Here is a 14,368-nt window from a genome sequence, read left to right on the forward strand (position 1 = left end):
AAATACCTGACTGGCATCTGGGCATGCATGCATGGGGATAAGCCATTTGAAACGGCCAAGCTTTTCAGCGCTGAGCACCTCAGAAAAGCTTGACCGCGAACAGAGTATCTACATGAAAAGCGAGCCTGGCGTCAGGCCAAGGCCGCCTGCATTTCCTGCGCCTGCACCCGCAGCGCCTCGCAGAACGGTTCCACCGCCGCCGACGCTGGCCGGTGGTCCGGGCGTATCAACATCACCTGGTACGGCACCGATACCCGCAAGCGGCGGATCGACAAGCCACCCTGCGCGGCCTCCAGCCCGCTCAGCGGGTTGATGATCGCCACCCCGAGGCCTTGCCTGACCATCGCGCACACCGAGGCGGCACTGGTGGTCTCGATGACCGTGCGGCGGTTCACCCCCGCCGCTCGGAAGTGCTGGTCCAGGCGCTGCCGGTAGGTGTCCAGGCTGGCCAGGTTGATGAAGTCGACCTCGTGGAAATCGCCCAGCTCCAGTTCGGCCTTGGCCTGCAGCGGGTGGCCCTCGGGCAGCACGCAGACCATGTTGGCGCTGAACAGCAATTCGCCGTACGCGCCGCGTGGTATCTGCTCGACCTCGGTCAGGCCCAGGTCATGCTGCTGGGCGACCAGCGACTCCTCCAGCAACGGCGACTCCTGCGCCAGGATGCTCACGCTCACGCCCCGGTGCTGCTGGTGAAAGCGCTGGCACGCCTTGGGCAGCAAGGTCTGGGAAAACAGCGGCAAGCAAGTGATGGCCAGCCGGCCTTGCTCGAAATTGCGAATGGCCTGGGCAAAGCGCTCGATCCGCTCCAGCCCGAGGTAGGCGCGCTCCACCTCCTCGATCAGCAGCAGCGCCTGGGCGGTCGCCACCAGGCGCCCGGCCTCGCGCTCGAACAGGTTCAGGCCGGTCACCTGCTCCAGCCGCGCCAATTCACGGCTGACGGTGGGCTGCGAGGTGAACAGCAGGCGCGCCGCACCGGTGACACTGCCAGCGGCCATGATGGCGCGGAACACTTCGATATGGCGAACAGACAGTTTCACGGCAGCCCCAGGAAAGCACAAAGGTATATCAAATATGAATGGCCAACAGAAAAATAGCTATTTTTCTGAATTCGCACTTTGGCTCATCCTCGAACCCTTCCTTATATGAGTAGCGCCACCATGACCGCACCCTTCCCCCTCCTGGCCGAGGCGGCCCGCCAGCACGGCACGCCACTGTGGGCCTACGATGCCAGCACCATCGCCGAACGGGTCGAACAACTGAAGGTATTCGACACCGTGCGCTTCGCCCAGAAGGCCAACCCCAACCTGCACGTGCTGCGGCTGATGCGCGCCCATGGCCTGGTGCTGGACGCGGTATCGCTGGGCGAGATGGAGCGGGCCTTCGCTGCCGGTGCGAGCGTGGCTGGCGACCCCGCCGGCGTGGTGCTGACCTGCGATGCGCTGGACCGGCCGACCCTTGAGCGGGTGGTGGCGTCGAAGATCGAAGTCAACGCCGGCTCCATTGACATGCTGCGCCAGTTGGGTGAACGCTCCCCCGGCCACCGCGTGTGGCTGCGCATCAACCCTGGTTTCGGCCATGGCCACAGCCGCAAGACCAACACGGGTGGCGAGAACAGCAAGCACGGCATCTGGCACGAGCAACTGGACGAGGCGCTGGCCTGCGTGAAGGCCCATGGCCTGCACCTGGTGGGTGTGCACATGCACATCGGCTCCGGGGTCGATTACCAGCACCTGGAGCAGGTGGCCCGGGCGATGATCGAGCTGATTGGCCGCCTGGGCGTGGACATCGAGGCCTTCTCCATCGGCGGCGGGCTTTCCACCCCGTATCGCAGCAGCGACACGCCGGTCGACCTGCAGCGCTACGCCCGCACCTGGGCCGTGGCGCGCCAGGAAATCGAAGCCATGCTGGGCCACCCGGTGCGCATGGAAATCGAGCCCGGGCGCTTCCTGGTGGCGGAATCGGGCTACCTGGTGGCCGAAGTGCGTGCCGTGAAGCAGGCCGGCCGCAATAACTTCGTCATGATCGACGCCGGCTTCAACGACCTGATGCGCCCGGCCATGTATGGTGCCTACCACCGCATGACCCTGCTCGACGCCAACGGTCAGCCGGTGGAGCGCCCGCGCCAGCCAACCGTGGTCGCCGGGCCGCTGTGCGAGTCGGGTGACGTGTTCACCCAGGATGACCAGGAACTGACCCCGCACGACCTGCCCCAGGCACAGGTGGGCGACCTGTTGGTGATCCACGACGCTGGCGCCTACGGGGCATCGATGTCGTCGAACTACAACAGCCGGCCACTGCTGCCGGAATTCCTTATCGAGCAAGGCGCGTTGCGCATGATTCGCCGCCGGCAGACCGTGCAGGACTTGCTGGGCCTGGAGTGACAGGCAGCATCGGGGGGCTCTGTTAAACTGCCCAGCTTTCATTTGCCGACAGGGCAAGGCATGAACCCGACGCGCTATGCCCGTGTGGCAAAGGACCTGATGCACGGCATCACCAGCGGCCGTTATCCGGTGGGCAGCTTGCTGCCCACCGAGCTCGAGCTATGCGACCTGTACGGTGTCAGCCGGCACACGGTGCGCGCGGCCATCGACCAGTTGCTCGACCAGGGGCTGGTGTCGCGGCGCAAGCGCGTGGGCACCCGGGTCGAGGCCAGCAGCCCGCGTGGCGGCTATTCCCAGTCACTGGCCGGCGTGGCGGACCTGGCGCAACTCGGGCAAAACCAGCAGCGGCAGATACAGGACGTGCGCCAATTCGTCGCCGACCTGAGCGAGGCCGAGCGGTTGGGCCTGGTACCGGGTGAGCACTATCTCTGCGTGTCGAGCATTCGTGTCGACCGCGGCCACGGTAGCTTGCCGCAGTGCTGGAGCGAGGTGTACGTACCGCGGGACTATGCCGAGGTCATCGAACTGGCCCGCGAACACCCTGACCAAGTGATCGCAGGGCTGATCGAGCAACGCTACGGCCGGGCAATCGCGTTGGTCGAGCAGCAGGTTCGGGCGGTCTTGCTGACAGCGCCAACCGCCCAGGCGCTGAAAGCCGAGGCAGGTGCCGCAGCGCTCAACATCCTGCGCCATTACCGCGAGGAAAACGGCGACCTGATGGCCGTGGCCGAGACGGTGCTTCCGGCTGATCGCTTTATCCTGATCAGCCAGATGCGCCGGGATCGTTCAGCGGGGTGAAGCGATCAGCGCGCTGCTCTTGCACAATACCCGTCAGCTTCTGCAGGTTAACGTGAGGCCAACAGGCATGGCAGTAGAAAGCACACGAATGCTAACGGTAGGGGAAGTGTCCAGACGCAGCGGCGTGGCCGTGTCTGCACTGCATTTCTACGAAACCAAGGGATTGATCGCCAGCACCCGAACGGCAGGCAACCAGCGCCGCTATCCCGCGCTGGTGTTGCGGACCTTGGCGATCATCAAGGTGGCGCAGCGCACCGGCATTCCCCTGGAGGAAATCAAGCAGGCGTTCAGCCGGTATCCGCCGAACAGCAAGCTGACGGCGGCGCAATGGGCGGAAATGTCCAGTGCCTGGCGCGAAGACCTGAATGCGCGCATCCGCACGCTGGAGGCGTTGCGCGACAGCCTGGACAACTGCATCGGTTGCGGTTGCCTGTCGCTGGAAGAATGCCCGCTGCGCAACCCTGAAGATGTACTGGGCAAGCAAGGCACCGGCGGGCGTATTCTGGAGAACAAGGCCCAATGAGGTATGCGCCCCCAGGCGACGCGGTTGGTGGCACCGGCTGTGCCGGTGATCGCGGGCAAGCCCGCTCCCACAGGGACCGCGCCAGCTTTTAGCAACTGAGCAAGACAGTTGCGCCTACAGGGGCGGCGCAGGCCTTGATCTTTAGCTACCACCGAAACCGGACGCGCCCTTACCAGATGGCGATATCGTAGGTCAGATAGAGGCGATTGCTGTCCCGCCCCCGGGCAAAGTCCGAACGGTAGACATAATTGCGCAACTTCACCCCCAGGCCTTTCAACGGCCCGGCCTGCACCACATAGGCAAGCTCGGCGTCACGCTCCCACTCCTTGATCCCCTCGCTACCGGAGCGGCCATTGTCGCCACTCAGGTAGCGCGCCATGAAGGTCAACCCAGGCACACCCGCGACGGCAAAGTTATAGGCGTAGCTGGCCATCCAGGTCTTCTCCTCTTCCTCGATGAACTTGCCGATACCGACGTTGCTGAACGAATACACCGTCGCCCCGCTGATATACGGCAACCCCGCGTCGCCATCGAGCACCTGGTAGCCCGCACCAACGGTATGGCCGGAATGGGCATAGGCCAGCTGCCCGCTGAACATGTCGTTGTCGATGGCGCCACCATAGGCCGCCCCGCTGTCGCGGCTCTTGAAATAGCGCAGGTCGGTAGTCAGCACCCCGCCGGCCAATGGCAGGTCGTGGACCAGCCCGGCGAAATCCTGGCGATAGAAATCCTCGAGCTGACCATGGTAGTAGCTCAGCCGCAGTTGTTTGTTCACCGCATAATCAGCACCGGCGAAGTTGAAATCACCCGACTTGTCGCCCCCATAGCCATCCAGGTAAAGGCCGGTGCTGTCGGAGGAGTCACGCTGCTTGAAGCGGTCCAGGTGGGCGGCAGTCAAGGCCAGCCCGTCGATGTCGGTACTGGTTAGCTGCGTGCCCTGGTAGGTCTGCGGCAACAACCGCGCATCGTTGTACACCAGCAACGGTGTCTTCGGCAGCAAGGTGCCGTGCTTGACCACCGTCTGGCCGAGGCGTGCCTTGGCGGTCACCCCGGCGCTGGCGAACTCGTCCGCAGCGCGGCCGTCGCCATGCACCGGCAGCAGCCCCGTGCCACTGCGCCCACGGCCGGAATCGAGGCGTACCCCCCACAGGCCAAGGGCATCCAGCCCCACGCCCAAGGTGCCGTTGGTAAAGCCCGACTGGTAGTCGAGCAGAAAGCCCTGCGCCCACTCCACCCGCTCGCTCTTGGCGTTGGCTGCGGCCCGGGCGCTCATGCCCTGCTCGTCACGGAAGTTCTCGTTGAAATAAACATTGCGCAGTTGCAGCTTGAGCTTGCTGTCATCGACGAAACCAGCGGCGCCGGCAACGGGCAGCCAGCCGCACAGCAGGCCACAGGTGGCCCCACGGAACACAGCTCGGGACATGATCGGTACTCTGTTGTTGTTTTCAGAATGAGTAATGGCGGGCGCCTGGCAGCGCCCGGTAACGCTTAGACGAAGAAGGACAAGGCCCCGGTCAGCAATGCCAGCGCGGTGATGACCAGCGAGGTGAGCACCGCCCATTTCACCGTGGCTTTCTGGAAGTCACCGATATCGCGGTCGACCATGCCCACCAGCAGCAGGGTCGACGCCACCAGTGGGCTCATCAGGTGCACCGGCTGGCCCAGCACCGAGGCGCGGGCGATTTCCACCGGGTCGATGCCATACGCCGCCGCAGCATTGGCCAGGATCGGCACCACGCCGAAGTAGTAGGCATCGTTCGACAGCACGAAGGTCAGCGGCATGCTGGTCAGCGCCACCACCAGCGGGAACCAGTGGCTCCAGGCTTCCGGAATCCAGTCCACCAGGGTTTGCGCCAGCGCATCGACCATCTTCGTGCCGGAGAAAATACCGGCGAAGATGCCCGCGGCGAATACCAGCAGCACCACGGTCATCGCATTGCCAGAATGAGCGAGGATGCGCTCCTTCTGCAGCTCCAGCTGCGGATAGTTGATCATCAGCGCGGCGACGAAACCGATCATGAACAGGATGGCGGCATGCATCAGCCCCAGCACCAGGGCAGTCATCACGGCAATCACCAGCACCAGGTTCACATAGGCAAGGCGCGGGCGCTTGTGCGGGCTGTCGCCGAGAATTTCCTTGATGTAGCAATTGCCACCACCGGACTCCAGCGCGATGTTGCCGATACGCCGGCGTTCGGCGCGGCCCAGCAGGAAGGCGGTGAACACTACCCACGCGGCGCCACCGATGACGGTGGGCAACAGCGGGATGAAGTACTCGGTGGCATCCAGCCCCAGCGCGGCAATGGCACGCGTGGCCGGGCCGCCCCAGGGGCTCATGCCGCTCATGATGCTCAGCGACAGCATCGACACGGTGGCCAGGATCATCGGGTTCATGCCGATGCGCTTGTACAGCGGCAGCATGGCGGCACAGGTGATCATGTAGGTGGTGGTGCCATCACCGTCCAGCGCCACCAGCAGCGACAGCAGCGCGGTGCCGATGGCGATCTTGACCGGGTCGCCGTTCACCCGCTTGAGGATCTTGCGGATCAGCGGGTCGAACAGGCCGGCGTCGATCATCAGGCCGAAAAACAGGATGGCGAACAGCAGCAATGCAGCAGACGGCGCGACCATTTTCAACCCGTCGAGCATCATCTTGCCCAGCTCGGGGGCAAAGCCGCCGATCAGGGCGAAGACGATCGGCACGACGGTCAGTGCAACGATCGGGGACAGCCGCTTACTCATGATCAGGTAGGTGAAGGTCACCACCATGATCAGGCCCAGAAGTGCGAGCATGGTTTGTTCTCTTGTTGTTATTTTTCAGTGTGGCCGAGTGCAACGCAGACGGCCCCCTACCCCACCCGGCAAAAGCGGGTGGGGGGCTTGGTCGACAAGGGTTCAGGGCACCGCAGTTCAGCCGTGACGATGCGGCTCGGCAGTCCATTCAGGCGTCTGCGCGGCCGGGCCGGACAGTGGTTCGCCGTTCAGGCGACTGAGCAGGGTCTGGCGATCGCAGGCGTTTTCCGACAGCGACACCACCACCGTTGCCACCGCGTTGCTGGCAAGGCTGGTCAGGGCACGGGCTTCCGACATGAAGCGGTCGATGCCGATCAGCAGGGCCAGGCCGGCCAGGGGGATGTCGTGGATCACGGTCAGGGTCGAGGCCAGCGCCACGAAGCCGCTGCCGGTCACGCCGGCGGCACCCTTGGACGACAGCAGCATGATCGCCAGCATGGTGACCACCTGGCCCAGGCTCAGGTCGATGTTGCAGGCCTGGGCGATGAACACTGCGGCCAGCGACAGGTAGATGGCGGTACCGTCCAGGTTGAACGAGTAGCCGGTGGGCAACACCAGGCCGACCACGCCCTTCTTGCAGCCCAGCTTCTCGAGTTTCTCGAGCATGCGCGGCAGCACCGGCTCGGTCGAGGACGTGCCCAGCACCACCAGGAACTCTTCGCGGAAGTAGCGCAGCAGCTTCCACAGGCTGAAGCCATGGGCACGGCAGATGCCGCCCAGCACGACCAGCACGAAGAACGCGCAGGCGATGTACAGCGTGCCCACCAGCTTGGCCAGCGAACCGAGCGAGGTGATGCCGTACTGGCCGACGGTGAACGCCAGCGCACCGAAGGCACCGACCGGGGCGAACCGCATCAGGTAGCCGAAGATACGGAACACCATGGTCGAGGCCGACTCCAGCACGTCCAGTACCGGCTTGCCCTTCTCGCCCATCGACGACAGGGCGAAACCGCTGAGCACGGCAATGAACAGCACCGGCAGCACTTCACCCTTGTTGAAGGCACCGATGAAGGTGTCCGGGATGATGTGCATGAAGAAGTCCACCACGCTCAGTTTGGCCGCCGACGCGGTGTACTGGCTCAGGCCTGCGGTGCTCAGGGTGGCCGGGTCGATGTTCATGCCGACGCCGGGCTTGAACAGGTACACCGCCGCCAGGCCGATCACCAGGCTGACCACGGTCAGGCCCAGGAACAGCAGCAGGGTCTTGCTCATCAGGCGCCCCAGGGAGCGCTTGTCGGTCATGCCGGCAATGCCGGTGACGATGGTGCAGAACACCACCGGGGCAATCATCATCTTGATCAGCTTGATGAACGCATCACCCAGCGGCTTCAGGGCCACCGCCTGTTGCGCCCAGAAATGACCGACCACCACGCCCAGCAGGACGGCGCAGAGGATCTGGAAATACAGCGATTTGGCGAGTTTCATGTGGCATCACCCATTGTTGAAATTGTGCGGATGCGCTGGTTGCGATTGTGCAGGTCTGGATAACGCCCGGGCTTACCCCGCCAACCTGCGGAATGTAGGGGCGTAGACGAACCCTGAGAAGAGCCGCCGGGCGGTTCGCACCACCGAGGCCTGGATCGTCTTGCCGTCGGCGCCGCTGCGCGACAGCGCGACATCGATGCCGCCGCTCGGGTGTTCCAGGCGCACCTCGGTGAGTTGCTCGGCACCCTCGCCCAGCAGGTCGCCGATCACCGTACCGGGGCTGACGCAGGCGGTCGCCAGCCCTACCGCGCCGGTGATGGCCAGGGCGCGATGGCAGTTGTGCGGCATGAAGTAGCGAACCTGCACGGTGCCGTCGTAGCGTGGTTTGGACACCAGCACCGGCTTGGGAATGACCATGCCACTGACATCACCCAGGCCCATGGCCTTGCCGGCCTTCAGGCGCAATGCCTCGAGGCGTGCGAGCAACGCGCCGTTGGCGTCGAGTTCAGCCGGGGTTTCCGCGCCGCTGACCCCCAGTTCGCTGGCCTGCACCACCATCATTGGCATGGCCATGTCGATGCAGCTGACAGGCACACCATCGATCACATCCTTGGCCTGGCCGGTGGGGAACAGCTTGCCGGTCTTGCTGCCGACCGCATCGAGGAAGGTCAGGTGCACCGGGGCGGCAGTGCCCGGTACACCATCGATCGCCGTACGGCCTTCGTAACGCACGATGCCGCCGGGGGTTTCCACCAGCGAATTGACGAAGGTGCCAGTGTTGAGGTTGCGAATACGCACCAACGTCTTGCCGTCCTGGCCCTTGACCAGGCCCTGCTCGATGGCGAACGGGCCGACGGCGCACAGCATGTTGCCGCAGTTCGGGGCTGTGTCGACCCGGCGCTGGGCAACCATGACCTGGACGAACAGGTAGTCGACGTCGGCGTCGGCATGCAACGACGGGCTGATGATGGCCACCTTGCTGGTCTGCGGGCTGCCGCCACCGATGCCGTCGATTTCCAGCTCATGGCCGGAGCCCATCAGGTTGATCAGCAATTCGTCGCGCTCGACCACATTGGCAGGCAGGTCCCAGGCGTGGAAGAACGGCCCCTTGGAGGTGCCACCGCGCATGAGTACGCAAGGAATTCGTTGCATGATTTCGCACTCTGGTTGATCAATGGACATCATTGATGCTGTGAGCAAAAGAGTGACAGGGATGGATAAATCAATCCAATGCAAATATCGTAGCCATTATTGCTTTTCACAAAATAATTCTCCGTCAAACGGGCTGTGGTTTATTTATGGAATATGAGCTGCAAGACATCCGATCTTTCGTGAAAATCGCCGAACTCGGCAGCTTCCATGAAGCCGCCGAAGCCCTGCATCTGTCGCAGCCGGCACTGAGCCGGCGGATCAAGAAGCTGGAAGAAGGGCTAGGCACCTCGTTGCTCGAACGCACCACCCGTCGGGTCAGCCTGACCAGTGTCGGGCGCGACTTCCTGCCCAAGGCCAGGCGGCTGCTGGATGATTTCGAGGACTCGATCCTCAGCATCCGTGAACTGGCCGAGCGGCAGACCGGCCAGGTCACCCTCGCCTGCATTCCCACCGCCGCGTTCTACTTCCTGCCGTCGGTGATTCGCGACTACAACGAGCAGTACCCGAAAATCCGTATCCGCCTGCTCGACCTCAGCGCCAATGACGGGCTGGAAGCCGTGCTGCGCGGCGAAGCCGACTTCGGCATCAACATGATGAGCGGGCAGCACCCGGACATCGAATTCGTCTCGCTGGTGCAGGAACACTTTGTCCTGGCCTGCCGGCGCGACCACAAACTGGCGGGGCGTGAGGCCGTGACCTGGGCCGAGCTTGCCGACTACCGGCTGATCGGCGTTGGCCGCCTGAGCGGCAACCGCATGCTGCTCGACCATGCCCTCTCCGGCCTCAACCTGCGCCCCAAGTGGTTCTACGAGGTGCAGCACCTGTCCACCTCGCTGGGGATGGTCGAGGCCGGGCTGGGGGTATCCGCCATGCCCAGCTTGGCCATGCCCAGCGCCGACCACCCGACGCTGGTCAGCGTGCCGCTGATCGAACCCCAGGTGACGCGCACCCTGGGCCTGGTGTACCGGCGCGGTGCATCGCTGTCGCCTGCCGCGGAAAAGTTCGTTTCGATCCTGCTGCAGAAGTGGCCCAACCGCTGAACGGCTGGAGCCGCCAGGCCGATGCCTGGCCCAGGCAACCAGCAGCGCCGCGCCCATGCGTCAGTCCCCACCCAGGCCATGCGGGTCCGGCCGGCGCTTCTCGATGGCGAACTTCAGCAACGCGGCACTGCGGAACAGGCCATGGGCGAACTTCCCATAGGGCAGCGTGAGGAACAGCGCCATCACCGTGCCCAGGTGGATGGCCAGCAGCACGGCCATGGCGCCGCTGTCACGCAGCGCCAGCAGTGCCAGCCCGCTGACGCTGACCAGCAACAGCAGCAGGATGAATGCCCGGTCCATCGGCCTTTGCCGGGCATCGCCGTGCTCCGGTGCCCGGCGCAGGTTCAGCGCCAGCAGCCCGAGCGGGCCGATGACCAGGCCAACCCCACCGACCGTGCCCAGCAACACCGGCAGGCTCAGCAGCGGGTAAGGCGCTGCCAGGCCGAGCAGGTAGTGATAACCGGTGGCGACCAGCGTGGCCGCAAAGCACAGCAGGAAGCCGTAGAAGGTCAGGTGATGGAAGCGGCGCCGCCACAGCGTGTAGCGGTCGTCGGCATTGTTGCAGCCCTGGCCATGCCCGCCGTCGAGGTACTTCAGCGTCAGTACCGCCGCCGATGCCTCGAGCACCGCGCCATCGGCCGGCGCTGCCTGCTGCCCGGCGGGCGAGACCTGGCGCCAGAAGCGTCGCACCGCCAGTGCCAGCGCCACACCGGCAAGGCTGAAGACGCTGCCGAACAACAGCGCCAGGGTGTTGTGCGGGAACACCGCATAGAAATCGCCCGCCAGCCGCCCGGGCAGCAAGGTGCCGTTGACCGCCAGGGCCAGCAACAGGAACAGCGACAGCGCCAGGGCCAGCGCGCCGGCGACATAGCCGCCATTGTGCCGGTACAGCCGGCCGAACGCCGCCGGCCAGGCATAGTCGGCGTAGGTCTGGCCGCGCACCTTGGCCATCGCCTGCGGCACATTGACGGCGAACTCGTGGGGCGCGGCGTACTGGCAGGCGTGCAGGCAGGCGCCGCAGTTGTGACAGAGGTTGGCCAGGTAATGGATATCGGCCTTGCCGAAGGTCAGCCGGCGGGTCATCGCCGGGAACACGGCGCAGAACCCTTCACAGTAGCGACAGGCGTTGCAGATGCTCATCTGCCGCTGTACTTCCTGTTCGTCCAGGTTCAGCAACGGGATCAGTTCGGGGCCGCTTGCGGCAGGCTGGTACTGGCGGGGTTCAGGCAGTTGCGCGGTCATGGCGGGCCTCGTCAGGGGATGGAGTGCGCGCAGCGGCGGCAGCGGCGCGGGTGCCGGCAATACGCCCGAAGGCGGTGCCGATGGACATGCCGACCCCGGCGGTGTAGCCCTTGCCCAGCACGTTGCCGGCCATCATTTCACCGGCCACGAACAGGTTCGGGCTGCGCCGGCCAGCGAAGTGCACGGCGGCGGTCTCGTCGGTGCGCAGGCCCAGGTAGGTGAAGGTGACGCCGGGGCGTAGCGGGTAGCCGTAGAAAGGCGGCGTATCGATGGGCAGGGCCCAGTGGCTCTTGGCCGGGGTGATACCGACGGTGTGGCAGTCGTCCAGCCGGGTATGGTCGAAGGTGCCGGGCTGGCAGGCGCGGTTGAAGGCCTGCACGCTGTCGACGAAGGCCGCCGGCGGCAACCCAAGCAGGCCCGCCAGTTCTTCGAGGGTGTTGGCCGTGGTGCCTGGAAACACCGGCGGCATGAAGCGGCCCAGGGCTTTCTGGTCGATGATGGAAAAGCCCACCTGGCCCGGCTGGTGGGCCACCAGGCGCCCCCAGATCGCGTAGCGCTTGGGCCAGAAATCTTCACCTTCATCGTAGAAGCGCCGCCCTTCGCGATTGACCACCACCCCCAGCGACACGCAGTCGATGCGGGTGCAGATGCCGCCGTCGTAAAGCGGCGCGCGGGCATCGATGGCAACCATGTGCGCCTGGGTCGGGTCACCGATGGTATCGGCGCCCAGGTCGATCATGCGTCGCAGCAGCACACCGTCATTGAAGCGGGTACCCCGCACCAGGAAGTTGTCCGCCGGCCATTCGCCGCGTTGGTTCTGCCCCCAGGCCTCACGCAGCCAGCTGCGGTTGGATTCGAAGCCACCGGCGGCCAGCACGCAGCTGCGTGCCTGGATACGTTCGGCCGGCAACTGCCGCCCACCTACCTCGCGTGCCGCTACATGGGCGGCGACGAAACGGTCGCCGTGCAGCTCGATGTCGCACACCGGGGTGTCGTAGCGAACCTGCACGCCCAGGTGTTCGGCGCTGCGGAAATAGGCATTGACCAACGCCTTGCCGCCGCCCATGAAAAACGCATTGGTACGCGCCGTGTGCAAGGCCCCGGACAACGACGGCTGGAAGTGCACACCGTGGCGCCGCATCCAGTCGCGGCAGTCGGACGACGCCCTGATCACCAGCCGCGCCAGTTTTTCGTTGGTCTGGCCGTCGGTGACCTTGAGCAGGTCTTGCCAGAACTCTTCTTCCGGGTATGCATCGACCAGCACATCCTGCGGTGCATCGTGCATGCAGCGCAGGTTGCGGGTGTGTTGCGAGTTGCCACCTCGCCAGGCACGCGGCGCGGCTTCCAGCAGCAGCACACTGGCGCCGGCCTCACGCGCCATCAACGCAGCGCACAGGGCGGCGTTGCCACCGCCAATGACAAGCACATCGATCATTTTGCCTCCAGGTCTCGAGGAGCCAGAACGGTCGGTGTGCTCCTCGCGGACCACGGAATCTAATGACCCCGTGCGGGTGACGAAACGCGATCAGCGGGGGCAGGTGTTCAGTTTTGCTAAAGGGTGGCGGCGCCGCACGCGCCGATCAGAGCAGGTGCGCCCCTGGCCATTGCCCCTGGGCGACCAGGTCGCGGGCTACCTCATGCAGCACGATCCGGGTCGCCAGCGCAGCTGGCGAGAGCTCGTCTTCACTCAGGCTCACCACCAGGTTGCGGCGCTGCGCCTGGGCATCGTCGATGGCGAATACCCGCACGCCGGCCTGGGCTGCCCGGGCTACCGCGGCACCGGGTTGCAGGGTGGCGGCGTGGCCGGCGGCCACGCAATCCATGAGCAGCGACAAGCCGTCGACCTCCATGACGATATGCGCTTCCAGCCCGGCCCGGGCCAGGATCGCCTGCAAGGTCGAACGCAGGCCATGCTGGGTACTGGGCATCACCAGCGGCAGCCTGGCGATCTGCTGCAAGCTCAGCGCTTCGCCCCAGCCCTCCTGCACCAGGCGCTGCGGCACCAGGGCGAACAAGCGCTCCTGCAGCAGCGGGCGCACCTCCAGCCGCGCCCCCGCTTCCGCCTGGAACAATACCGCCAGGTCCAGGTATCGGGCGTTGAGCTGGCTTAGCAGATAGCCCGAGAGCATTTCCACCAGGTGCAGGTGGATGTCCGGATAGCGCTGGCACATCCGCTCGATCAGGGCCAGGCCCAGGACCGATGCGGTGGTCGGCGCCAGGCCGACGCTGACGTAGCCGCTCATGCGCCCGCTCTGCGCCGCCAGCATGGCGTGCTCGGCCTGGCGCAGCGCCAGCCGCGCATGGTACTCGAAGGCCAGACCCGCCGCTGTCGGCATAACACCGGTACTCGAGCGGGTCAGCAGGCGGGTGCTCAGCTCGCTTTCCAGCTTCGACAACTGCTGGCTCAGGGCGGACGCGCCCACCCCGAGCTCGAGCGCGGCCCTGCCCAGGCTGCCGTGCTCCAGCACACTCAAAAAGTAGCGAAACTGGCGTAACTCCACATTGACCTCGCGATCCCCTGCCCTGCCCGCATTGTACGCAGGATCGGTGGCTGTTCGCGGCCTACTTGTCGCTCGGGGTAACCAGTACCGTCTCGTTGCTGTCGAGCACGAACACCGCCATCAGCTTGGCCGGCTTGCTGTCGCTGGCGTTGGCGCTGACGCCGTGGAACGCGCCCGGGGCCTCGTACCAGTTCTCGCCGGGCTTGTAGACCTTGGCCGGCTCGCCGTTGACGCTGCTGCGTACTTCACCTTCGAGCACGGTGGCGTAGATGAACGCGGAACTCGGGTGACGGTGCGCGGGTGACGCAGCACCCGGCGCGTAGTCGACGATGACCCCGCGCATGCTCTTGCCCGGCACGTTCGGCAGTGGCTTGTCGAACACCACGGTGACCTTGCTCAGCGGGCGTTCGGCGGCGATTGCCGGGGTGATGGCCAGCACGCTGAACGCGGCGGCCAGGAGGGTGCGATTGAACATGCTGATGCTCCTTGGGTTAACGGTTGGGGGCTGGCGAC

General features: G+C 65.2%; 13 protein-coding genes. 4 read left to right on the forward strand and 9 right to left on the reverse strand.

From position 1 onward, the window contains the following. Positions 1–131: 131 nt before the first annotated feature. Complete coding sequence (locus QSV36_RS00005) at positions 132–1,037, reverse strand: LysR family transcriptional regulator (protein ID WP_289128677.1); 906 nt, start codon at positions 1,035–1,037, stop codon at positions 132–134. A 120-nt stretch (positions 1,038–1,157) separates the two neighbouring features. On the opposite strand from QSV36_RS00005, the gene lysA reads away from it, so the two are divergent. The 3 genes from lysA (at position 1,158) to soxR (ending at position 3,702) form a co-directional block, all read left to right on the forward strand. After that, positions 1,158–2,381, forward strand: a complete 1,224-nt coding sequence (gene lysA / locus QSV36_RS00010; RefSeq protein ID WP_289128678.1) for a diaminopimelate decarboxylase — start codon at positions 1,158–1,160, stop codon at positions 2,379–2,381. Between the two features lie 60 nt (positions 2,382–2,441). Next, on the forward strand, positions 2,442–3,179 hold the full coding sequence (locus tag QSV36_RS00015) for a GntR family transcriptional regulator (RefSeq protein WP_289128680.1): 738 nt from the start codon (positions 2,442–2,444) through the stop codon (positions 3,177–3,179). A 67-nt stretch (positions 3,180–3,246) separates the two neighbouring features. Next, the gene (gene soxR / locus QSV36_RS00020) at positions 3,247–3,702 is read left to right on the forward strand and encodes a redox-sensitive transcriptional activator SoxR (RefSeq protein WP_289128682.1); all 456 of its coding nucleotides are present in this window, start codon (positions 3,247–3,249) and stop codon (positions 3,700–3,702) included. 169 nt (positions 3,703–3,871) lie between these two features. On the opposite strand, the gene QSV36_RS00025 is transcribed toward soxR, so the two are convergent. The 4 genes from QSV36_RS00025 to QSV36_RS00040 form a co-directional block, all read right to left on the reverse strand. Next, positions 3,872–5,125, reverse strand: a complete 1,254-nt coding sequence (locus QSV36_RS00025; RefSeq protein WP_289128684.1) for an OprD family porin — start codon at positions 5,123–5,125, stop codon at positions 3,872–3,874. A 65-nt stretch (positions 5,126–5,190) separates the two neighbouring features. Further along, the gene (locus tag QSV36_RS00030; protein WP_289128685.1) at positions 5,191–6,495 is read right to left on the reverse strand and encodes a CitMHS family transporter; all 1,305 of its coding nucleotides are present in this window, start codon (positions 6,493–6,495) and stop codon (positions 5,191–5,193) included. 117 nt (positions 6,496–6,612) lie between these two features. Then, positions 6,613–7,920 carry a dicarboxylate/amino acid:cation symporter gene (locus QSV36_RS00035; protein ID WP_289128686.1) on the reverse strand — a complete coding sequence of 436 codons (1,308 nt, stop codon included), beginning with the start codon at positions 7,918–7,920 and terminating at the stop codon, positions 6,613–6,615. Positions 7,921–7,992: 72 nt separating this feature from the next. Continuing rightward, entirely contained in the window at positions 7,993–9,072 is a 1,080-nt protein-coding gene (locus QSV36_RS00040; protein ID WP_289128688.1) for a 4-oxalomesaconate tautomerase, read from the reverse strand. Between the two features lie 146 nt (positions 9,073–9,218). Here QSV36_RS00040 and QSV36_RS00045 point away from each other — a divergent pair, with 146 nt between their 5' ends. Continuing rightward, entirely contained in the window at positions 9,219–10,112 is an 894-nt protein-coding gene (locus QSV36_RS00045; RefSeq protein WP_289128691.1) for a LysR family transcriptional regulator, read from the forward strand. Positions 10,113–10,172: 60 nt separating this feature from the next. Here QSV36_RS00045 and tcuB read toward each other — a convergent pair whose 3' ends face one another. From tcuB to QSV36_RS00065, 4 genes are all read right to left on the reverse strand, one after another. Further along, positions 10,173–11,354 (reverse strand): tricarballylate utilization 4Fe-4S protein TcuB, encoded by a 1,182-nt coding sequence (tcuB, locus tag QSV36_RS00050; protein ID WP_289128695.1) that lies wholly within the window; start codon positions 11,352–11,354, stop codon positions 10,173–10,175. Further along, positions 11,335–12,789, reverse strand: coding sequence for an FAD-dependent tricarballylate dehydrogenase TcuA (tcuA, locus tag QSV36_RS00055; RefSeq protein ID WP_289128697.1), 1,455 nt, complete (start codon positions 12,787–12,789; stop codon positions 11,335–11,337). The genes tcuB and tcuA overlap by 20 nt, the downstream gene beginning before the upstream one ends. A 145-nt stretch (positions 12,790–12,934) precedes the next feature. Then, positions 12,935–13,855, reverse strand: coding sequence for a LysR family transcriptional regulator (locus tag QSV36_RS00060; RefSeq protein WP_289128699.1), 921 nt, complete (start codon positions 13,853–13,855; stop codon positions 12,935–12,937). Positions 13,856–13,916: 61 nt separating this feature from the next. After that, positions 13,917–14,330 (reverse strand): cupin domain-containing protein, encoded by a 414-nt coding sequence (locus tag QSV36_RS00065; RefSeq protein ID WP_289128701.1) that lies wholly within the window; start codon positions 14,328–14,330, stop codon positions 13,917–13,919. Between the last annotated feature and the right edge of the window lie 38 nt (positions 14,331–14,368).

The sequence above is a fragment of the Pseudomonas sp. BCRC 81390 genome, from assembly GCF_030341915.1.
In the GTDB taxonomy this organism is placed as follows: Bacteria; Pseudomonadota; Gammaproteobacteria; order Pseudomonadales; family Pseudomonadaceae; genus Aquipseudomonas.

Coding starts and splice junctions, on each gene's coding strand:
- tcuA (WP_289128697.1), bottom strand. CDS start 12,789: ATGATCGATGTGCTTGTCATTGGCGGTGGCAACGCCGCCCTGTGCGCT.
- QSV36_RS00015 (WP_289128680.1), top strand. CDS start 2,442: ATGAACCCGACGCGCTATGCCCGTGTGGCAAAGGACCTGATGCACGGC.
- QSV36_RS00035 (WP_289128686.1), bottom strand. CDS start 7,920: ATGAAACTCGCCAAATCGCTGTATTTCCAGATCCTCTGCGCCGTCCTG.
- QSV36_RS00045 (WP_289128691.1), top strand. CDS start 9,219: ATGGAATATGAGCTGCAAGACATCCGATCTTTCGTGAAAATCGCCGAA.
- QSV36_RS00065 (WP_289128701.1), bottom strand. CDS start 14,330: ATGTTCAATCGCACCCTCCTGGCCGCCGCGTTCAGCGTGCTGGCCATC.
- QSV36_RS00040 (WP_289128688.1), bottom strand. CDS start 9,072: ATGCAACGAATTCCTTGCGTACTCATGCGCGGTGGCACCTCCAAGGGG.
- tcuB (WP_289128695.1), bottom strand. CDS start 11,354: ATGACCGCGCAACTGCCTGAACCCCGCCAGTACCAGCCTGCCGCAAGC.
- lysA (WP_289128678.1), top strand. CDS start 1,158: ATGACCGCACCCTTCCCCCTCCTGGCCGAGGCGGCCCGCCAGCACGGC.
- soxR (WP_289128682.1), top strand. CDS start 3,247: ATGGCAGTAGAAAGCACACGAATGCTAACGGTAGGGGAAGTGTCCAGA.
- QSV36_RS00030 (WP_289128685.1), bottom strand. CDS start 6,495: ATGCTCGCACTTCTGGGCCTGATCATGGTGGTGACCTTCACCTACCTG.
- QSV36_RS00025 (WP_289128684.1), bottom strand. CDS start 5,125: ATGTCCCGAGCTGTGTTCCGTGGGGCCACCTGTGGCCTGCTGTGCGGC.